We start from the raw sequence: 20,276 nt of genomic DNA on the forward strand, positions 1-20,276 counted from the left end.
GGGTATGCTGCGCTAAGCAGTATACCCTTATCGGAATTTATGGGGGGAGATGGGGCCCGTGTATAAAGTGCTGCTTGCAGATGACGAAATACTGGATCTAGAAGGCATGAAGAGCTTTATTCCATGGGAAAAACTCGGTATGACGATTGCGGGCGCGGTCACCAATGGCTTCGCCGCCTGGGAGGTGCTGGAGAAGGAACCTATCGATATTTTGGTAACCGATGTGCGGATGCCGAACATGACAGGCATCGAGCTGGCTCAGCGTGCGCTCAAGCATCATGAAGATTTGCGGGTCATTTTTATTAGCGGGTATCAGGATTTCAGTTATGTGAAGCAGGCGATCGCCCTGAATGCGTGCAGCTATGTGCTCAAGCCGATGGAGGACGAGGAGTTGATCCAGGAGCTGACAAAAGCGAGGCAGGAGCTGGATCGTCTTCATCGCCGGAAGGAAACGGAGCGGGCCTATCAGCAGATGATTCCGATTCTGAAGCATCAGTATTTGCTGCGGTTGCTGCAGCAGCCTTATGATGGCGCGGTCCTGGAAATCATGAAGAGGGAGTATCGTTGGGCGGAGCATGAATGGCCTATCCGCGTGGCGCTGCTCGAGTTGGACGAAATGAGTTCCTGGCGAAGCCAGCAACAGGTGTCCGAGGAGAGGAGAGGAATTCGGGAACAGTACATGGCACAGCTGCATATGGCTTTGGATCAAGGCGGTTTTGCCCATGTATGCAGAGTGACAGATCAACGTACAGCCGTTCTGTTCGGAGGGGATCGTGACCGGGCGGAGATTGAAGCGATTCTGGAACAATTACGGCAGGAATACGGCCTCACTGTGACGGTGGGCGAGGGCGGGGACGCGCATAAGCTCGAAGACCTGCACCAGTCCTACGAGATGGCGGTCAGAGCTTTGGATTACAAAATGTTCCGCGGGAAAGGCCAGTGGATTATGTACCACGAGGTGCCGACGGAGAACCGCGAGGAAGTGGAGAGTCTCGATATCCGGCTGGATGCGCTGTTCAAGGCGATGGCATCCTATGATCTGGTCGGCATTCATGATGAAATTTTGGCCATTCAGCATCTGGCGGCGAACATCCGTTCAACATTTACGGTTCGGAACCTCGCGATGTATATTATATTAAAGCTGGATGAGCATCTGCACACGATGCATGAAGACTTGTTCCGGATTTTAGGCATCGAGCTGAAAAATCTGGACATTCTGCTTCAATTTGAAACGCTGGATGATATTTTTTCATGGTTAAGAATGAAAGTGTTTGAAATCTCAGAACAGTTAAAATTTCGCAAAGCATCCAAAAACGGGCGTCTCATTGAGGAAATGATAGACGTGATCCGCGATCGCATGCATGAAAACATTACTTTGCGCGATATGGCGAACCGCTTTTCTTTTTCACCGAATTATCTGGGGGTTATCTTCAAGGAAGAGACCGGTCATAATTTCAGCGACTATGTCATCAAGCTTCGGATGGAGAAGGCCAAGAGCCTGCTTGTCACAACGAAGCTTAAAATATATGAAATCGCCTCCCTGACGGGATATCAGTATTTACCTTATTTCAGCCGGCAATTCAAGGAGTTTTACGGCATGACTCCGCTGGAATATAGACGCAAACATACCTAACCGAATACTTGCACCATTCGCTTATCTCAGATGTGGGGTCGTGATGTGTTATGGCTGGAAAATTTGAACGCATTCGGGTCAGACTGCCGTTTGGCTACAAGCTGATGCTTTCGTACTGCGTGTTTATTATTGTGCCGGTGCTGCTGGTCGGAAATATCGCCAATCAGCTGGCGGTGCAGTCGATCAGGGAGCAAACCTACAACAACATTCAAGGGACGCTCTATCAAATGAGCGATAATATCTCTTACAAAATGGAAGATGTCGCTCGCGTGTCGGATATGCTGTATTTCGATATGTCTTTTAACAATCGGCTTCGCTTCAGCGAGAGCCCCTGGGTCAGCTATGACACAACCGTCAATGTCCTCATTCCCAAGCTTGAAACCGCCATCAACACAGCCAACCGGAAGGTGTGGTTGTCCATCTATCTGAAAAATGATGAAATACGTGAAATTTATGACAGCTACAGCACGACCGACCCTTTGCACTCGGACAACCGTCTATATGATATTTACCAATACAAGCGGCTTGAGAACAGGGACTGGTATCACGAATACCCGAAAGAGGAGCAGTACGGTGTCACCATGCAGTGGAAGCAGATTGAGGATGATGCGAGAAAGGACCGCATCTCATTGCTCCGCAGATTGGTCGATATCACTTCCGTCAAGCCCCGAGAGATTGGGTTTATGCGAATCAATGTGAATCTGTCCAGCCTGTTTGAGAGCATGGATTATCGAAAGATCGGGGACGGAACCGCGCTTTATCTGACGGACAGCGAGGGGCGCATTGTGATCTCGTCAGGAGGAAAGCATTCGACGGTGTTCAAGGAGCCTGAGCTGCGCAATAACGGGGACCTGCTGATCCGCAAGCCGATCACGCAACTCGGGTGGGATTTGATCGCGGTTGTGCCTTCCCATATCGTCGAGAAGGATACGGCGAAGATCCGCTATGTGACCCTGCTCATCTGTGTGGTCTGCATTGCGATCTTTATCGTGGTCAGCCTGATCATCTCCCGATATTTCAGCCGCAGGGTATCCAAGATTGTATCCGTGCTGGATTCCTTCCAGGAAGGGGAGTTTCACAAGCGGGTTCACTTCAAGGGGGCTGACGAGTTCACGCACATATCGGCAGCGCTGAACGAGATGGGAAGCAATATCGGACAGCTGATCCGTGAGGTGTACCTGGCCGATCTGCAGAAGAAGGAGGCGGAACTGGAATCGCTGCATGCGCAGATTAACCCGCACTTTTTGTACAACACGTTATCTTCCATCAGCCGGCTGGCCAAATTCGGCAAGCTGGAAAAACTGCAGCGTATGGTACTGGATCTGGCGAAGTTTTACCGCTTGTCTCTTAATGACGGCAGAACGATCATCCCGGTCAAAAATGAGCTGGAGCAAGCCCAGGCCTACATCGATATCCAAAAAATCAAATATGAGAACCGCATGCAGGTTCAGTACGACATTGACCCCGAGGTCGTGCGGTATGAGACGGTGAAGCTCATATTGCAGCCTTTTATCGAGAATGTCCTTGAGCATGCATGGACCGGCGATTACATTCATATTCGCATCATAGGCAGCGTCGTGGAGGAAGGGCTGGAATTCAGAATTATTGATAACGGCGTCGGCTTTCCGCCAGGGGCTGCCACGTACAGCACAGGCGCCCAGGATCTGGGCAGCACCGGCTACGGCATAAGGAATGTGGATCAGCGCATCAAGCTCCATTACGGGCCGGAGTACGGTGTGACGCTGTTCAGCCGCCCCGGCATCGGCACGACGGTAAGAATTATACTGCCGCTGGTGACGCGCAGCGTGACCGAGAGGCGTAACAAGCGAATCGAATAATCTGGACGGATATCCCTGTTCAAACCATTTTGGGCTTGACGAACAGGGATATCTTTTGTATATTTGCTTTATTAGATAAAAGCATAAAAGCTTAAAAGCGAACAAGCGATTAAGTGTAAAAGTGAATGAAAGCATTCATGCATAAGATAGACTAAGAGAAGGAAGGTACCCGTTATGATCGTCATTACATCCAATACGACCCCCGAGGAACAGATTCGGAACATTGTGTCCGAAATTGAGAAAGAGGGGCTTCAGGTCCATATTTCCAGAGGCGCGGACCGAACTGTGATCGGTCTCATCGGCAGTGTTAATCCGAAGCTTGCAGAGCATCTGCGGCAGATGAAGGGCGTGGAGAATGTCGTGAAGATCTCCAAGTCCTACAAGCTGGCCAGCCGGGACTTCCATCCGGATGACACCGTCATTGATATCAAAGGCACGAAAATCGGCGGCGGCAACCTGGTTGTCATGGGCGGTCCGTGCGCTGTCGAGTCTGCGGAGCAGATTGATGAAATCGCCGGGCTTGTGAAGGCTGCCGGCGGCCAGGTGCTGCGCGGCGGTGCGTTCAAGCCGAGAACAGGCCCTTACAGCTTCCAGGGCATTGGCGTCGAAGGGCTGATTATGATGGCGGAAGCCGGGCAGAAGCATGGCCTGCTGACCATTACTGAAGTCATGACACCAGAATATGTGGACATCTGTGCAGAGTACGCGGACATTCTGCAGGTAGGAACGCGCAACATGCAAAATTTCGACCTGCTCAGAAAGCTGGGCACCTGTGGCAAGCCGGTGCTGCTGAAGCGCGGATTCAGCGCCACATATGACGAATTTTTGAATGCAGCCGAGTATATTTTGGCTGGCGGCAACCCGAATGTCATGCTGTGCGAGCGGGGAATCCGAACATTTGAGACTTATACGCGCAACACGCTGGATTTATCTGCCATTCCGGTTTTGCAGCAGCTTAGCCATTTGCCGGTGATCTCCGACCCGAGCCACGGCACGGGACGTCGTGAGCTGGTGGAACCGATGTCCAAAGCGTCCGTAGCCGCCGGAGCGGACGGTCTCATTGTCGAAATGCATACCGACCCGGACAACTCGATGACAGGCGACGGGGTGCAATCCCTGTTCCCAGATCAGTTTGCGGCCTTGCTGAAAGATCTGGAGAAGCTGGCTCCGCTCGTTGGTAAAACGTTCAATACGGCTAAAGCGCCTGCTGAGCAATTTCAACGCGTCTAATTGATGTTAGGTTTCTGGGGCGCAGGGAAAGAGGCGTGAGGAAACCGATTACAAAAGGTTGTTTGCTGTCTGGACGAGGGCTAATATAAATAGGTAGACACTTGCTTCGATGAAGCAGGTGTCTTTTTGCTGATCATCCAATATATGGTTTTCTGTGTCAATATATATAACGCGGTTTTTAAAAATACCTTACATGGGTATTGACGTCAGGTTATCTCCCGGCATATAATGACGAAAAGAAATTTCAAAGATTATGAACATTGTTAAGCTGTTTTAGTCTTAATGTTCGGAAACTGGGAGGAAGAGATATGTCGGTAGAGAAAGTATTGCAAACAATTCAAGAGAACAACATTGAGTGGGTCGATTTTCGTTTTGTAGACTTGTCGGGACGGGCGCATCACATTACCCTGCCGGCTGCTGAAGTAGATGAAGAGACTTTTAAGAACGGTGTAGCTTTCGACGGTTCTTCCATTCCTGGCTTCCGCGGAATTGAAGAGTCCGACATGGTTATGCTGCCAGATCCAGAATCGTTCTTCATTGATCCGTTCACAGCTCATCCAACGCTGAATGTCATGAGCAACATTTTCACTCCGGAAGGCGAAGCCTACGAGCGCGACCCGCGCGGTGTGGCAGAGCGTGCTGAGAAATACCTTCAGCAAACCGGTATCGGCACCGCTGCATTCTTCGCACCGGAGTCCGAGTTCTTCCTGTTCGACGATGTCCGTTACCAAAGCTCCATGAACAGCTCCAGCTACACGGTAGATTCCGAAGAAGCAGCTTGGAACACCAACCGTGCTGAAGAAGGCGGAAACCTTGGCTTCAAAGTTCGTGTCAAAGGCGGTTATGTTCCAGTAGCTCCAGCGGATTCCCAGCAGGACATTCGCAGTGAAATGTGCCGCTTACTGAATGAAGCCGGACTGCGCGTTGAGCGTCATCACCATGAGGTGGCAACGGCTGGCCAGGCGGAAATCAACTTCCGTTTTGACACATTGAAGAAAACAGCTGACAACCTGTTGAAATACAAGTATATCGTTCACAACACTGCTCGTCAGTTTGGCAAAACAGCAACCTTCATGCCGAAACCGCTCTTCGGGGACAACGGAAGCGGCATGCACGTTCACCAATCCATCTTCAACGGCGACACGCCATTGTTCTACGAAAAAGGCGGATATGCTAACCTGAGCGAAACTGCGCTGCACTACATCGGTGGTATTCTGTACCATGCTCCAGCGCTGATCGCGTTGACCAACCCGAGCACGAACTCCTTCAAGCGTCTGGTTCCTGGCTATGAAGCACCAGTTAACCTGGTATTCTCCAAAGGTAACCGTTCCGCAGCAGTTCGTATCCCGGTTGCGGCTGTAACGCCTAAGGGCTGCCGTATCGAATTCCGTACACCGGATTCCACAGCTAACCCTTACCTGGCCTTCTCCGCAATGCTGATGGCGGGTCTGGACGGTATCAAGCGCAAAATCGATCCAGTCGCTCTGGGCTATGGTCCTTTCGACAAAAACATCTATGAGCTGTCCGATGCGGAGAAGAAAGAAATCCGCAGCGTTCCAGGCAGCCTGGATGAAGCTCTGGATGCACTTCAGGCAGACTATGAGTTCCTGACTGAAGGCGGCGTATTCACGAAGGAGTTCCTCGATAACTTCATCGAGTTCAAACGTGCAGAAGCCAAGGATATTTCCATCCGCACGCATCCACATGAATACTCCCTGTACTTTGACATCTAATAGCCATCATCTGTATATGTACGAGGCTGTCCCGAATGATCCTTGGATCTTGCGGGGCAGCCTCTTCATATTCAGGCCGATCGCTGCGATTGGATACATAGAGCATATTTTCACTTGAACGAGCATCGGTTTGTTGCTATGATAGGCGATAAAATAAGCATTCATAAGAGAGAAGGGTGGAGAGTTTTTTGAGCAAGAGAGCCTATAATTTTAACGCTGGACCCGCAGCGCTGCCTCTGGAAGTGCTGGAGCGCGCACAGGCCGAATTCGTAGACTATCAACATACCGGAATGTCCATTATGGAGATGTCACACCGCGGTGCCGTATATGAAGCTGTACATAATGAAGCACAGGCGCGGTTGCTGGCTCTGTTGGGCAATCCGACAGGCTATAAGGTGCTCTTCATTCAGGGCGGTGCGAGCACGCAGTTTGCCATGATTCCGATGAATTTCCTTAAAGAAGGCCAGACCGCGAACTACGTAATGACTGGAAGCTGGGCCAGCAAGGCGCTGAAGGAAGCCAAGCTGATCGGAAACACCCATGTGGCTGCTTCCTCTGAAGCAAGCAATTATATGACCTTGCCTAAGCTGCAGGAGATCCAGATGCAGGACAATGCGGCTTATCTCCATCTGACCTCGAATGAAACGATCGAAGGCGCGCAGTTCAAGGCGTTTCCAGACACCGGGTCGGTGCCGCTTATCGGAGATATGTCCAGCGACATTTTGAGCCGGCCATTTGATCTGAATCAGTTCGGCCTGGTGTATGCGGGCGCACAGAAGAATCTGGGTCCATCCGGCGTAACGGTGGTGATCGTGCGGGAGGATCTGGTTGCCGAGTCGCCGAAGCATCTGCCAACCATGCTCCGTTACGACACGTATGTGAAGAACAACTCGTTGTACAACACCCCTCCATCCTTCGGGATTTATATGGTAAATGAGGTGCTCAAGTGGATCGAGGAGCGCGGGGGACTTGAAGGCGTCCAGCAGGCGAATCGCAAGAAGGCGTCCCTGATTTATGATGCGATTGACCAAAGCGGCGGCTTCTATCGTGGCTGTGTGGATGTGGATAGCCGTTCGGACATGAATATAACCTTCCGGCTTGCCTCCGAGGAACTGGAGAAGGAGTTCGTCAAGGCTTCCGAGCAAGAAGGCTTTGTCGGTCTTAAAGGTCATCGCAGCGTCGGAGGCCTGCGGGCTTCAATCTATAATGCGGTTCCGTATGAAAGCTGCGAGGCGCTGGTTCAGTTCATGGAGCACTTCAAGCGCAGCCGCGGATAACAGTGAATCGGGTATGCATGCCTTCCGTTATTTGGCGGAAGGTTTTTTTTCTTCATAGCAAGATCGGGAATAGGATAAGTTATAATAGAATATAAAATGATCTAAAAGGTGGAACATCATAACATGGCACTTCATATCGTACTTGTTGAACCTGAAATCCCTGCCAATACCGGCAATATTGCCAGAACATGCGCGGCTACCGGCACGCATCTTCATCTGGTTCGCCCGCTTGGCTTCAATACCGATGACAAAACGCTGAAACGGGCCGGGCTGGACTACTGGTATGCGGTACATATTGAATATCACGATTCCTTTGAGGAGCTGCAGCAGAAATATCCGGAAGGCCGCTTCTTCTATACATCAACCAAAGCGACCAAGCGCTATTGTGATATCGTCTTTCAGGACGGTGACTTCCTCGTATTCGGCAAAGAGACCAAGGGGCTTCCGCCCGAGCTGCTGGCCGCGAACCCGGATTCCTGCATTCGGATGCCCATGACGGATAAAGTGCGCTCGCTTAACCTGTCCAATTCGGCAGCCATCATCGTATATGAAGCTTTAAGGCAATTGGATTACCCTGGCATGGCATAGAAGAGGTAATTTTAGTCCGAAATCGGCAGAAATCATCCAGTATACCTATATAATTTAAAAAAAACAAACAATTTCTTAAAATCTAGCAGGATTCGACAACTTTTTATCGAACTATTATACTAGGCCCAAAATATCAGGTTTTTTCTAACTTGAAATTTATTGTTGAAATGAAAGAGGGTGACAGTATCATGAAACCTGCTGGTGTAGTTCGTAAAGTGGATCAACTGGGAAGAATCGTTCTGCCAAAATCCTTGCGTAAAAGATATCAGATGAACGAAGGCGATCCTGTAGAGATTTTGGTTCAAGGGGACCATATCATCTTGGAGCGTTACCGTCCGAAATGTGTGTTCTGCGGATCTATGGACGGGGTAAGCGAATTTAAAGAGCGCTACTTATGTGCCCAATGCATGTCGGAGATGCAACAACTTCCGAAGCATGCCTAATACGAGCAATTATGATAGCATCGCATCATGCGATGCTTTTTTGTCGAAATAAATAAGACCCCCTCGCTTGAGGGAGTCATGTCTTACAGGCCTTTGGTTTTATCATCATTGTAGGCGGCAGTTAGAATACCGACCATATAAAGGGCAAAGACGATCATGACAATCCAAAAGGTTAATGAGAACGACACGAAAACCCACCTCCTGCTAAGCTATCCTTATTATACCCACCTTCCGGCAAAAAATAAATGAGAACATCCAGCTTATTTCAGGTTTTTGCTAAATTCTACTTAAAAAACAAGAAGTGTGTCGGAACAGGCCGCAGACTGCCGTCGGAAGGCTTGTTCACCACTCTGCCATTCAGCACGAGTGAAGTAGAGCCGCCACCATCCAAGTTATATGCATCCATTACGCCGAGATTGACCAGCTTGTTCTGAATTTCCTGCAGGGTTGCCCCGGAGCGGCCATTCTCATCATAGCCCTCGGTGATAAGAATCAGCAGTTGATCGTCCTTGTAATTTCCAATCACCGTGCGCGGGGCGCGAGCCGGCGAAGTGCGCCATTTGTCCGGGATGGCCATTTTCTTGCCGTTCTTCAATAACACCGGGACAAACGTTGCTCCGAAGGCAGGCTCCAGCTTATCCAGCTCCTGTCTGCTGTGGAACTTGCCGCCGATCAGCTGACCGGACTTGCTCATCCCGACAAAAGTAAGGTCCTTGAAGCTGGGATGAAATCCGGACACGTACTGACCGTTGATGACTGTGGTGCCAAGCGGATGGCGACCGCCATTCCCGTCGGCGAATCCGCCGGCATTGATGCCGGCGACCGCCCCGTGCCGGCTAACGGCTCTCATCGTTGTTTCGACAGAGCCGGGCTGGCCTGTGCCAAGCGACATCGTCATGGCCGAAGGATCCTTCAGCTTCACTTTCATGGCATAGCCATTATATGTTCCGGGATTGATTTTATATAACTCAATTCGAATCCGGTTGCTGTTCACCGTCTCCATCGGGGTGCCCAGCTTGGCGGTGATTCGCCGGTTATAGATATGCTCCGGACGAGCCGCTTGCGTCTGGGCCGTCTTCAGAATGGAATTGACGGCGGCGGTCGTCTGCTGATACAGTTTCGCCGTCTCCTCAATGGAAGAGATCGTCTGTTTGGCGGCATCGGCAGCCAGATCCAGATCCTGCTTGATGACGCCCGATTGGCTGGCCAAGCTGTCAGCTGATACATATTCCTCATATTGCAGTGAAAGCTGCGGCGGCTTGGTCAGCAGCCACATGCAGAACAGCATGCCGATAAAAGGAGCGATTGCGAGCATAAACATCCGGTTGACCTGCTTCGGCTTGCCATATATTAATGCTTTCACTTTAACAGCTCCATTTTTCGCTCAAGTTCCTTCAGCTGCTTCTCCACTTCGCTTAACTGGCTGTACAGCTTGTTGCTGTTATCGGTCGTCCCGGTCGCCTGATCCTTCGTGAAGGTCAGCAGCTCGTTGAAGGACTGCACCTTGCTCTGCAGGTCATTGATCTCCAGCACCAGCTCGCCGAAGCGCGCTTCGTATTCCGCTTTAAACTGTGCCATCTGCTGGCGTGTATCCTCCTGAAGCTTGACAATCGCCTGTTCTTGCAGGTGATTGCTATATAGGTAGGCTGCGGTTGTACCCAGCCCGATCAGAACAATCCAAAAAATCCAGAACCATTTGGCGGATGGCCCTTTTTGCTGCATTGTCTCCCGGGGTTCATAGGCTGTTTGAACTTCTGTCTCCATCGACATTTTTCACCCCTTAAAAGCGTTCATTTTACCAGCTCTCATTCTATCATGTCAGAATTGCTTTCGCAAAGACGAATAAAAACCGACTTAATTCTTAAAAAGAGATTGCTTATGCAGTTGAAGTTAGGATACAATCTGTATAGATTTGTTAAACCATGTGGATACATAACTAACATTCTTCATGCTCTACCACGATAAGCCTGCAGTTCAGGGCGCGGCCTCTTCACCCCTAAATAGCTGCAAACAACGGGAATTCGCAAGTGTCGAATAGTTGTCCGGAAGGCGGGCTTTACTTTAATAGAATTAATAGTATTGAAGTTCTCTGAAACAGGAGGTTTTAAGGGATTATGAATGAGGTTTGGCGAGTGGTCATTATTGGCAGTCAACCTACAAGCATGCTGGGGACAAAATTAATATTGGAGGAACAGAAGGATCTGGTTGTTGAGGGAATGACAGCATCGGAAGCGGACGGGATGCGGATGGTGGAGGACCTGCTGCCGAATGTGGTACTTCTGGATTATCGACTGCAGGATCAGACGTCCGAGGAGCTGTTGGAACGGATTAAACAGATGTCACCCAGCACCCATGTGATTATCGTTACCGATAACGATGGACTGTCGTTACTGCAATCCTTAATCAGCCGCGGTGCGAGCGGGCTGCTGTCCAAGCAGTCCTCCACGTTCCAGCTCATACATATGATTACCGGACTTCGGGAAGGCATTGCATCGCTGCCGCTGGAGTGGGTGAGACAGGGAGTATGGCCGCTGGCATCGTCATCGATGAATGAAGGCGGAATTTCACTCTCGGAGACAGAAGCATTTATAATGGAACGGATCGTGCAGGGCATCACTTATGATAAAATCGCGTCCGAGATTCAAGTAAGCCGCCGGTCGATTGACAATTATTTGCGGAAAATTTATGTGAAGCTCGGGGTGTCGACCCGGGCCCAGGCGATTGAGAAATATGCGCTGTATACCCGGCATAACCGGCAAGTATATGCGTGAAATCGGGTATAAGGTATAATAAATGAACTTCGGGAATACCCTTTAAAGGCTGCTTCTGCTCGCAAATGAGATGTGTTCAGCCTTGGCTGGCTGTATGCAGGACCTGATTTACAAGACCCGAGGCTTACGATTACGGCTAAGGAGGGACTTCCATGCAGTATTCCTTTGCTTCCCGTGCACAGACTCTGCTGACATCCCCGCTGCGCAATATTCGAGCTCTTGCGAAGCGGGATTCTTTTATTTCCTTGGCGGAAGAGCTGCCTGCAGAAGAACTGTTCCCCCAGCATTCGCTGGCTGAAGCGGCAGCAGCTGTACTCTCCCAGGATCCGCGGTCGCTGCAGTATGGCGAGGCGGAGGGGTATGGCCCGCTGCGGGAGTGGCTTAGCCAGGACCTTGGCAGGCGCAAAGGAGTCCATGTTCAGCCGGATCATATCCTGCTGACCACCGGAACCCAGCAAGCGCTGGATTTGCTCGTGCGGGTCTATGTTGAGCCGGGAGATCCGGTTCTGATCGAAAGCCCGACCTCTCCCGGCATGCTGCAGGTGCTTCGGCTGCAAGGGGCCCGCATCATCCCAATCGAGGGCGATGAAGATGGCCTTCTCCCGGATGAGCTGGAGAGGCAGATTGTGGAACATAAGCCGAAGCTGTTGATGGCGGCCCCGAATTTTACGAATCCGACAGGAGTCATGTGGAGTCTGGAGCGTCGAAGGCAGGTGCTTGAGCGGTGTGCCAAGCATGAGCTGCTCATTGTGGAGGATGATTCCTACGGGGATTTGTATTTTGCAGATGCAGAAGGGATTGAAGCCCGCGAACGGATCCCCTCGCTGTTCTCGCTGGAACAGCCGCAGGGCAATCATGTGCTCTACATCGGGTCATTCAGCAAAACGGTAGCTCCGGCGCTTCGGACCGGCTGGGCGGCAGGCCATCGGCGCCTGATCGAAATGATGACAGCTGTGAAGCAGATGGCCGACTGGCAGTCCAGTCTGTTGAATCAGCGCATTCTCCAGCACATGCTGGATTCGAAGCATTTTGACCTGGAAGAGCATATCCGGATGCTGAACCGGGAATACCGGACGCGGCTCAAGCTGATGATTGAGCTGCTGAAGCGCAAGCAGTGGAAGCATGCACGCTATGCGGTGCCAGAGGGCGGCATGTTTCTATGGGTGGAGCTTCCGCCAGGGCTTAACGGGGATGCGCTCTTGAGAGCCGCTTTATTAAAGGGGGTCGCCTTTCTTCCAGGCTCCATGTGTTCGCCGAGTGAGAAGGCTGACGGCTGTATAAGATTGAATTTCACCCATCCCGGTAGGGATGAACTGCTGCTGGGCATGAATCTCATTAGCGAGGCCGTCACGGAATTCACGGCTCGCAGCTAATATTGGCAGCAATCCCATCGTACGGCAGCAGGCTGCCGGTTCAGGTCTATGAGGAGAACCTGAAACCGGAAGCCTTTTTTTGTTGTTGATCCGGCCCGGGCCGGATCATGATTTACCGGATGCACGCCGCTTCTTCTTTTTACGGGGAGTCGGTGAAGGTAAAGGCGCTGCCTCCTTTGCGGCGAAAGGCAGCTGCCCGAGGGATTGGTCCACAACCGGGGCATATTCCTGCAGCGCCTGCAGTCCGGCAGGCGTCAGGACATACCGCCCCCGGCTGATCCTCCTGAACCAGCCGTAATAGTTGTGCTGCAGGATTGCACCGGCCGAGCCGACGCCGCTGGCATCGCGCACCTGGGCCGGTGAGATTCCGGCAGTCGCGCGCGGGCCGGCCGCATCATTCGTAGCCTCCGCATCCGCATCCTCAGCTTCATCCGGACCGGCGAGCTGCGTGATCGCGGCGGCGACGCGGAGCGCTTTTTCCCGGTAGGCCGTTACCAGCTTCGCCCGCGTAATTCCCCCGGTATTATAATCCCCGCTCCGCTCATGAAACTCATACAGCAGCCGCTCTCTCCGTCTTGGGGATGTTCTTCCGGTCTGCACGGCAGCTTCAGGCTCGCAGAGCACCTCCACGAACGGGGCTTTGGTTTTGTAGAACGTTACGGTCATCAGACCAAGTCCCAGTCTCCGGCACAGATCGCACAGATCGGACCAGCGCTGATTGACAGCGCCTTTTTTCGTCCGGCTCTTCTCGACGGCCAAATACACATACGGGCTCAGCTTTAACCTCTCCAGTCCTTGCAGAAGCAGGGCGAGGTTGAAGGTCTTCTTCATCTCGACAATCAACGGCTCCTTCATCCCTTCCTTCATTCCGACCAGATCGCAATTGCGGACCTCTCCTTTAATGATGTAACCGTTCGTTTCGAAAAAAGCCTTTAACGGAGCGTACAGCTCGGCTTCGTGCTTAATCGCCATGGAACTCTCCTTTATCCATATTATAAGATGTAATATTGATGTAATTTCAGTATAGCATGGTCACGGCATTCGCAGGGGGAGAGGGAGGAGGCGAGATCGTGCTGACCAGAGAATTAGCGGGAAAATGCTTCGAAAATAAGGTCAACTATTCCGAGCAAGCCGCATAGGTATGTAATACCCTTTTTGTAAATAGAGTGTTATAACCTGGCGCTGTGGAATGGAAGCCAATCCCCATAAACAGACTCATAGGAGGTAGCGGTATGGATATTTTCGAACGCATAGCATCGTATCGTGCAGAGAGCGACCGTTTGGCGTGGAGCGGCACATTCAGGGAATATATCGACATGTTGAAGAAGGACCCCTCCCCAGCCATGACCGCGCATGCTCGTGTATATGACATGATTGAATCGTACGGTATCGAGGAGAGCGGCGGCCGCAAAAAATATAAGTTTTTCGAGCAGGAGATATTCGGGCTGGATCGGGCCATCGAAAAGCTGGTGGAGGAATACTTCCATTCGGCTGCGCGCAGGCTGGATGTCCGCAAGCGGATCCTGCTGCTTATGGGGCCGGTGAGCGGAGGCAAATCAACGCTCGTTACGATGCTGAAGCGCGGGCTGGAGAAGCATTCCCGGACGGATCGCGGCGCGATCTACGCCATTTCGGGATGCCCGATGCAGGAAGAGCCGCTGCACCTTATTCCGCTGGAGCTGCGACCGGAGGTGGAGAAGGAGCTGGGCGTGCGGATTGAGGGCAATCTGTGCCCGGCCTGCCAGCTGCGGCTGAAAACGGAATACGGCGGGGATATTGAAAAGGTGCAGGTTGAGCGGGTACTCATTTCGGAGGAAGGCAGAGTCGGCATCGGCACGTTCAGTCCCTCTGATCCGAAGTCTCAGGATATTGCCGATCTGACCGGCAGCATCGACTTCTCGACCATTACGGAGTATGGCTCCGAGTCTGATCCGAGGGCATACCGGTTTGACGGCGAGCTGAACAAGGCCAACCGGGGGCTGATGGAATTCCAGGAGATGCTCAAGTGTGACGAGAAGTTTCTGTGGAATTTGCTGTCCTTGACCCAGGAGGGGAACTTCAAGGCCGGCAGGTTCGCGCTGATAAGCGCGGATGAGCTGATTGTCGCTCACACGAACGAGTCGGAGTACAAGGCGTTTATCGCTAACAAGAAGAATGAGGCACTGCAATCGCGGATGATTGTCATGCCGATTCCATACAATCTGAGGGTCAGCGACGAAGAGAAAATCTATGCCAAGCTGATCAGCCAAAGCGACATGAGGCATATTCATATTGCACCGCATGCGCTGCGCTCGGCGGCCATATTCTCGATTCTGACCCGCCTTAAGGAAACGAAGAAGCAGGGCATGGATCTGGTGAAGAAAATGCGGATGTACGACGGCGAAGAGGTGGAAGGCTACAAGGAAGCCGACCTCAAGGAAATGCAGAACGAGTATCTGGAGGAAGGCATGTCCGGCGTGGATCCGCGCTATGTCATCAACCGGATATCCAGCGCTTTGATTAAGCAGGATCTTCAATGCATTAACGCGCTGGATGTACTGCGTGCCATCAAGGACGGACTGGATCAGCATCCTTCGATAACGAAGGAGGAGCGGGAGCGGTATCTCAATTTCATTGCTGCGGCCCGGAAGGAATATGATGAGCTGGCCAAAAAAGAGGTGCAAAAAGCGTTTGTATACTCCTTCGAGGAATCCGCCAAAACATTGTTCGAGAACTATCTGGACAATATTGAGGCCTTCTGCAACTGGAGCAAAATCCGCGATCCGCTGACCGATGAGGAGATGGATCCGGATGAAAGATTGATGCGTTCAATTGAGGAGCAGATCGGGGTGTCTGAGAATGCGAAGAAGGCTTTCCGCGAGGAAATTATGATCCGCATTTCGGCTTATTCCCGCAAGGGCAAGAAGTTTGAATACCACAACCATGAACGTCTGCGGGAAGCGATTGAGAAGAAGCTGTTTGCTGATCTGAAGGATATCGTCAAAATTACAACTTCGACCAAAACGCCGGATGCTGTGCAGTTGAAAAGAATCAACGAGGTTAGTTCCCGGCTGATTGAGGAGCACGGCTATTGCCCGGTATGTGCCAATGAACTGCTGCGGTACGTGGGCAGCTTGCTGAACCGGTAGTAGTGTCAATAATGGCCTGCCGGAGAATTCAAGGTCAGGCACAAGAATAACAAGGGTGATATGAAGGGATAGACAGATCGGGCGATCATGCGCGGAAGCTAGCGCAGGGTCGTTTTTTTTTGTATGTTTGCGATATGCGGCGTATAAACACCTTGTGAATGTGAAAAACATAACATACTCCAAACCGCATTTTTTATATAGTAGTTCCAGCAAGATCGTTCATGAAGAAGCCGATATCCCCGGTACGGTACCCGTCGCAGGTTTGCAAGTTTAGGGAGACGCAGCCCGCTTACAAGTCATCTTGTCAGCGTAAAGTGCCGTAAGATTAAGATGGGATAGGAAAGAGGAGAGGACCCTGATGAACAGAACGCTTTCGATGGTTACACGAGATGCTGGAGAGCTTGAAATTCCGTTCGTTCGAGAATTGGCCGAAATTACGCAGCATATGTGGAGAAATGGATGGGATGAACGAAATGGCGGCAATGTGAGCTATATACTGTCCGAGGATGAAGTTGCCGAGTACATCGATATCCATCACGTCCAGCGCATTATCAAGCCTGCTTTTCCGGTACATGAGCTGAGGGGCAAGTATTTTATCGTTACGGGTTCAGGGAAATATTTCAAGAACATGCTGTCCGAGCCCGGGGCTAATCTTGGTGTTCTGCGGGTATCAGCAGACGGCGAGCAGTTGGAGCTGTTATGGGGGCTGAACCACGGTGCGGTTCCGACAAGCGAGCTGGCCTCCCACTTTCTTAGCCATATCGAGCGGCTGAAGGCGGATCCGAGCCACCGGGCCGTCATTCATAATCATGCGACCCACACCATCGCGATGACCTTTATTCATCAACTGGATGAAAAAGCATTCACGAAGACGTTATGGTCGATGTGCTCAGAATGCATCGTTGTTTTTCCGGAAGGGATTGGCATCCTGCCATGGATGGTTCCGGGCTCCAATGCCATCGGCAGGGCCACGGCTGAGAAGATGAAGGGTCACCGTGCGGTCATCTGGCCGCATCACGGCATATTCGCGGCGGGCAGCTCGATCGATGAAGCCTTCGGCCTGATCGAGACCGTGGAGAAAGCCGCAGAGCTCTACATGCTGGTATCGGGGAAGGACATTCAGCAGCGAATAACCGATCAGCAGCTGGCGGATCTCGCGGAAGCCTTCCAGGTTACACCCCGGCCGGGGATTTTAAACCTATAAACGGGGATAACACCACAACCTGTTTTGATGGAAGCCACGCTCCGGAGTTGATTGCTGACTCCGGAGCTTTTTTTGTACAGGAAGAACAAGGTATGTCGTCATCTACATTGAAATGGGGGAAGAGGTTACCAAGGGCAGTCTTTTTGTATAAGAATTAGGTATATTTATCATCGAATTGGGACTTTGGGATTATGACTGATTGGTCTGTTTGGTCTATAATGGACCCTAAGACATGGAGTACTGTGATTTAGGTCATATCGTAGGAGAGGATTTTCAATGATCAATGTATCTGAGAAAAGACGCCGCCAATTGAACTATATGGGATTGGACGAAAGTACCCTGAAACTTTTGGCGGATTATCAGCCGGCGTTTGTTAAAGTGGTTGATGAGGTGGTGGACCGGTTATATGAGCAAATCGGCACACAGCCAGTATTAATGGAAATTATTAACCGGACATCAACGGTGGAGAGGCTCAAGGAGACGCAGCGTCAATACTGGTTGTCGCTCGTCAATGGCGTGGTGGACGAGTCTTACATCGAGAACCGCCTCAAGGTCGGCCAGATTCATTCCCGAATCGGCTTGAGTCTGGACTACTATCTGGGAAGTTATATGGTCTACCTGGACATCGCTGCGGATGTGCTGAAGCAGGTCATTCCGGGAGAATGGATGAAGGTCATTCATGCGCTAAGCAAGATGTTCAATCTGGATTCCCAGCTTGTGCTTGAAGCGTATCAGGTCAAGGAAAAGGAGAAGATCGAACAGCTGGCAACCAAGCAGCAGCATATGTTGGAAGCGATTACGGCTGCGGTCCAGGAACTGACCGCGATGGTGGTTCAGCTCGATCAAAGCGCGGAGCTGATAGCGGAGAATGCAATGAAGACGGCAGAGGCCCAGGACAAGGCGCATTCGCTGACGATCGAGCTCGGTCAGGAGATGCTCCATATCGAGAAGATGGGCGAGCTTATCAAAGAGATTTCCGATCAGAGTCATCTGCTCGGATTGAATGCGGCAATAGAGGCGGCGCATGCCGGCGAATTCGGACGCGGGTTCGAAGTGGTGGCGGGCGAAGTGCGCAAGCTGGCCAGCCATTCGCGCTCTGCAATGGAGGACATTCAGGACAAGGTCAGCAGCATTACGTCCAAGCTGAAGCAGGTTGAGGAGAAATCGGAGATTTCTTCGGCCAACGCCCGCGGTCAGGCGGCAAGCTCACAGGAGCTGGCAGCTTTCGTCAAGATGATGGAGAAGCTGGCTGAGGATCTGGAAGCGCTTCAGCATCAATATGATGAAGCCGGGCCTGGGGAAGCAACTGCAGATGAACCGAGACTTGTGGTGAATGCAGCCGAGGAAGTTGGCGTTTAATGATAATAAGGCTCTCCCCTCGTTATGCAAAACGGGAGGGCCGACAGCAATAGCACCTGCCCTGCGATCAGGAATGATCGCGAGGCGGGTGCCTTTTTGCTGCGGCTTGCTGATCTTGTTAGCGAGGGGGTGCCGTGGACGCGGCCATCTACAAAAAGCGGCGATGGAGCTTCTTGCCGTCGTACGAGAACAGAATGGTCTTGCCTTCGACGATGGTTTGCAGATGGATTGGCTTTCCCCACAGCCGGTAAACATAAGGAATGGTGCGCTCCATATATTTCAGGTCAAGCTCAATTCCTTCGTACATATGCTGGATCATCAGCTCTCCGGCGCGGAGATGATCGCCGTCGGTGACAACCAGATACGGAGAGCCCCCGTTCACACGTGAGACAACGAGCTGATCGCGTATGTTTTCCCATGCTTTATCGGTAATTTTCCATTCAGGCCCCTTCTTCTCAAACACATACAGATCGAGGTCTTCGACCAGTTCCTGGGTCAAATAGTTACGCAGGAAGGACGTATCGGAATCGTATTCGCGCACCTCGAATATTTTATCCCGGTCCCAGCGCCGCTCGATATCCTCGAAGATTTTCAGACCGAGATAATACGGATTCAGGCTGTGGCGGGAAGGCTGCACGACCGAAGCGTTAAGCTTGGCGAATTCCACCGTCTCCTCGCTTGTCAGATCCATCTCCCGGAGAATGCGCTGATGCCAGTAGGAGGCCCATCCCTCGTTCATAATTTTGGTTTCCATCTGCGGCCAGAAGTACAGCATCTCCTCCCGGAGCATGCTCATAATGTCACGCTGCCAGTCCTCCAGCTCATGGGAGTACTCCTGGATGAACCACATCAGATCCTTCTCGGGCTCTGCCGGGAATTTGCGGTGAGAGGCTGGCGCCTCGGATGCTTCCTTCGTGTTCTGCTCCAGCTCCCACAGATCATCATAGCGTCCAGGGGGCTTCTGTTTCCTGGCTTCTTCCTTGCGCTCCATCTCCCGGCGCTGATTATGGCGCTGTTTATCCAGATTGCCTGGCCGAATGATTTGAGGGTCGACATGCTCCTGAATCGCGAGCACGGCATCAATGAACTGCTCGACAGCGGCGGTGCCATGCTCCAGCTCGTAGCGGGAGACACGCTCGGCTGTGGCAGACATGCTCTCGACCATATTGCGGTTTGAGGCGGAGAAGCGGGCATTATTTTTGAAAAAGTCGCAGTGGGCAAGCACATGGGCAACAATCAGCTTGTTCTGAATCAATGAATTGCCGTCGAGCAGAAAGGCGTAGCACGGATTGGAATTAATGACAAGCTCATATATTTTGCTGAGACCGAAGTCATACTGCATTTTCATTTTATGAAAGGTTTTCCCGAAGCTCCAATGGCTGAAGCGGGTGGGCATTCCATAGGCACCAAAGGTGTATATGATGTCCGCCGGACAGATTTCATATCGCATCGGATAAAAGTCGAGGCCAAAACCTGCCGCAATCTCGGTTATTTCCTCAATCGAGCGTTCGAGTGCCGTTATCTCGTCCTGGTGCACGAGAATCCCCCCTTCTCATGATAAAAAGCTGTTTCATACTCATATATATGGCGAGTTGGAGGAGATATGTGGGCTTTGGCACAGGCTCAACAAATTATAACTGCGACAAAAGCTGACATGCAGTGGGACGATGATTGCCAGAGCCGAATTTGATACAATGAT

16 protein-coding genes are annotated in these 20,276 nt (G+C 51.5%); 12 read left to right on the forward strand and 4 right to left on the reverse strand.

All coding sequences use genetic code 11. The features are described from left to right. The first annotated feature begins 58 nt into the window (after positions 1–58). From CHH67_RS16825 to CHH67_RS16855, 7 genes are all read left to right on the forward strand, one after another. On the forward strand, positions 59–1,633 hold the full coding sequence (locus CHH67_RS16825; protein ID WP_095266361.1) for a response regulator: 1,575 nt from the start codon (positions 59–61) through the stop codon (positions 1,631–1,633). Positions 1,634–1,683: 50 nt separating this feature from the next. Continuing rightward, positions 1,684–3,471 (forward strand): sensor histidine kinase, encoded by a 1,788-nt coding sequence (locus CHH67_RS16830; protein ID WP_095266362.1) that lies wholly within the window; start codon positions 1,684–1,686, stop codon positions 3,469–3,471. A 174-nt stretch (positions 3,472–3,645) separates the two neighbouring features. Then, positions 3,646–4,701 (forward strand): 3-deoxy-7-phosphoheptulonate synthase, encoded by a 1,056-nt coding sequence (gene aroF / locus CHH67_RS16835; RefSeq protein ID WP_095266363.1) that lies wholly within the window; start codon positions 3,646–3,648, stop codon positions 4,699–4,701. Between the two features lie 308 nt (positions 4,702–5,009). Then, entirely contained in the window at positions 5,010–6,434 is a 1,425-nt protein-coding gene (gene glnA, locus CHH67_RS16840; protein ID WP_095266364.1) for a type I glutamate--ammonia ligase, read from the forward strand. A gap of 188 nt (positions 6,435–6,622) precedes the next feature. Then, positions 6,623–7,711, forward strand: a complete 1,089-nt coding sequence (serC, locus tag CHH67_RS16845; RefSeq protein ID WP_095266365.1) for a 3-phosphoserine/phosphohydroxythreonine transaminase — start codon at positions 6,623–6,625, stop codon at positions 7,709–7,711. Between the two features lie 123 nt (positions 7,712–7,834). Continuing rightward, the gene (trmL, locus tag CHH67_RS16850) at positions 7,835–8,299 is read left to right on the forward strand and encodes a tRNA (uridine(34)/cytosine(34)/5-carboxymethylaminomethyluridine(34)-2'-O)-methyltransferase TrmL (RefSeq protein ID WP_095266366.1); all 465 of its coding nucleotides are present in this window, start codon (positions 7,835–7,837) and stop codon (positions 8,297–8,299) included. Between the two features lie 188 nt (positions 8,300–8,487). Next, positions 8,488–8,742, forward strand: a complete 255-nt coding sequence (locus tag CHH67_RS16855) for an AbrB/MazE/SpoVT family DNA-binding domain-containing protein (RefSeq protein WP_095266367.1) — start codon at positions 8,488–8,490, stop codon at positions 8,740–8,742. A gap of 283 nt (positions 8,743–9,025) precedes the next feature. Here the strand turns inward: CHH67_RS16855 and CHH67_RS16860 are convergent, their stop codons facing one another. Both CHH67_RS16860 and CHH67_RS16865 read right to left on the reverse strand, forming a co-directional pair. Beyond that, on the reverse strand, positions 9,026–10,063 hold the full coding sequence (locus tag CHH67_RS16860) for a phosphodiester glycosidase family protein (RefSeq protein ID WP_413773602.1): 1,038 nt from the start codon (positions 10,061–10,063) through the stop codon (positions 9,026–9,028). A 38-nt stretch (positions 10,064–10,101) separates the two neighbouring features. Beyond that, positions 10,102–10,506, reverse strand: a complete 405-nt coding sequence (locus CHH67_RS16865) for a hypothetical protein (protein WP_095266424.1) — start codon at positions 10,504–10,506, stop codon at positions 10,102–10,104. A gap of 350 nt (positions 10,507–10,856) precedes the next feature. On the opposite strand from CHH67_RS16865, the gene CHH67_RS16870 reads away from it, so the two are divergent. After that, a complete protein-coding gene (locus tag CHH67_RS16870) occupies positions 10,857–11,513 on the forward strand; it encodes a response regulator transcription factor (protein WP_095266369.1) in 657 nt (218 codons plus the stop codon). A gap of 152 nt (positions 11,514–11,665) precedes the next feature. After that, positions 11,666–12,886 (forward strand): aminotransferase-like domain-containing protein, encoded by a 1,221-nt coding sequence (locus CHH67_RS16875; RefSeq protein ID WP_095266370.1) that lies wholly within the window; start codon positions 11,666–11,668, stop codon positions 12,884–12,886. A 105-nt stretch (positions 12,887–12,991) separates the two neighbouring features. Here CHH67_RS16875 and CHH67_RS16880 read toward each other — a convergent pair whose 3' ends face one another. After that, positions 12,992–13,858, reverse strand: a complete 867-nt coding sequence (locus tag CHH67_RS16880) for a DUF2161 family putative PD-(D/E)XK-type phosphodiesterase (RefSeq protein WP_095266371.1) — start codon at positions 13,856–13,858, stop codon at positions 12,992–12,994. Between the two features lie 260 nt (positions 13,859–14,118). On the opposite strand from CHH67_RS16880, the gene CHH67_RS16885 reads away from it, so the two are divergent. The 3 genes from CHH67_RS16885 to CHH67_RS16895 all read left to right on the forward strand — a co-directional run bounded on the left by CHH67_RS16885 (position 14,119) and on the right by CHH67_RS16895 (position 18,577). Next, positions 14,119–16,014, forward strand: coding sequence for a PrkA family serine protein kinase (locus tag CHH67_RS16885; protein WP_095266372.1), 1,896 nt, complete (start codon positions 14,119–14,121; stop codon positions 16,012–16,014). A 358-nt stretch (positions 16,015–16,372) separates the two neighbouring features. Next, positions 16,373–17,218, forward strand: coding sequence for a rhamnulose-1-phosphate aldolase (gene rhaD / locus CHH67_RS16890; RefSeq protein ID WP_095266373.1), 846 nt, complete (start codon positions 16,373–16,375; stop codon positions 17,216–17,218). A 276-nt stretch (positions 17,219–17,494) separates the two neighbouring features. After that, positions 17,495–18,577 (forward strand): globin-coupled sensor protein, encoded by a 1,083-nt coding sequence (locus CHH67_RS16895; protein ID WP_095266374.1) that lies wholly within the window; start codon positions 17,495–17,497, stop codon positions 18,575–18,577. Between the two features lie 148 nt (positions 18,578–18,725). Here CHH67_RS16895 and CHH67_RS16900 read toward each other — a convergent pair whose 3' ends face one another. Continuing rightward, a complete protein-coding gene (locus CHH67_RS16900; RefSeq protein WP_095266375.1) occupies positions 18,726–20,114 on the reverse strand; it encodes a SpoVR family protein in 1,389 nt (462 codons plus the stop codon). Positions 20,115–20,276 lie beyond the last annotated feature (162 nt).

Origin of the sequence: Paenibacillus campinasensis (assembly GCF_002272015.1) — a bacterium.
In the GTDB taxonomy this organism is placed as follows: Bacteria; Bacillota; Bacilli; order Paenibacillales; family Paenibacillaceae; genus Paenibacillus_AQ; species Paenibacillus_AQ campinasensis.

What these genes read in the sequence shown, in the direction of transcription:
- CHH67_RS16865 (WP_095266424.1), bottom strand. Translation starts at nt 10,506, where the DNA reads ATGGAGACAGAAGTTCAAACAGCCTATGAACCCCGGGAGACAATGCAG.
- CHH67_RS16880 (WP_095266371.1), bottom strand. Translation starts at nt 13,858, where the DNA reads ATGGCGATTAAGCACGAAGCCGAGCTGTACGCTCCGTTAAAGGCTTTT.
- CHH67_RS16895 (WP_095266374.1), top strand. Translation starts at nt 17,495, where the DNA reads ATGATCAATGTATCTGAGAAAAGACGCCGCCAATTGAACTATATGGGA.
- glnA (WP_095266364.1), top strand. Translation starts at nt 5,010, where the DNA reads ATGTCGGTAGAGAAAGTATTGCAAACAATTCAAGAGAACAACATTGAG.
- aroF (WP_095266363.1), top strand. Translation starts at nt 3,646, where the DNA reads ATGATCGTCATTACATCCAATACGACCCCCGAGGAACAGATTCGGAAC.
- rhaD (WP_095266373.1), top strand. Translation starts at nt 16,373, where the DNA reads ATGAACAGAACGCTTTCGATGGTTACACGAGATGCTGGAGAGCTTGAA.
- CHH67_RS16885 (WP_095266372.1), top strand. Translation starts at nt 14,119, where the DNA reads ATGGATATTTTCGAACGCATAGCATCGTATCGTGCAGAGAGCGACCGT.
- trmL (WP_095266366.1), top strand. Translation starts at nt 7,835, where the DNA reads ATGGCACTTCATATCGTACTTGTTGAACCTGAAATCCCTGCCAATACC.
- CHH67_RS16875 (WP_095266370.1), top strand. Translation starts at nt 11,666, where the DNA reads ATGCAGTATTCCTTTGCTTCCCGTGCACAGACTCTGCTGACATCCCCG.
- CHH67_RS16855 (WP_095266367.1), top strand. Translation starts at nt 8,488, where the DNA reads ATGAAACCTGCTGGTGTAGTTCGTAAAGTGGATCAACTGGGAAGAATC.
- CHH67_RS16830 (WP_095266362.1), top strand. Translation starts at nt 1,684, where the DNA reads ATGGCTGGAAAATTTGAACGCATTCGGGTCAGACTGCCGTTTGGCTAC.
- CHH67_RS16870 (WP_095266369.1), top strand. Translation starts at nt 10,857, where the DNA reads ATGAATGAGGTTTGGCGAGTGGTCATTATTGGCAGTCAACCTACAAGC.
- CHH67_RS16860 (WP_413773602.1), bottom strand. Translation starts at nt 10,063, where the DNA reads ATGTTTATGCTCGCAATCGCTCCTTTTATCGGCATGCTGTTCTGCATG.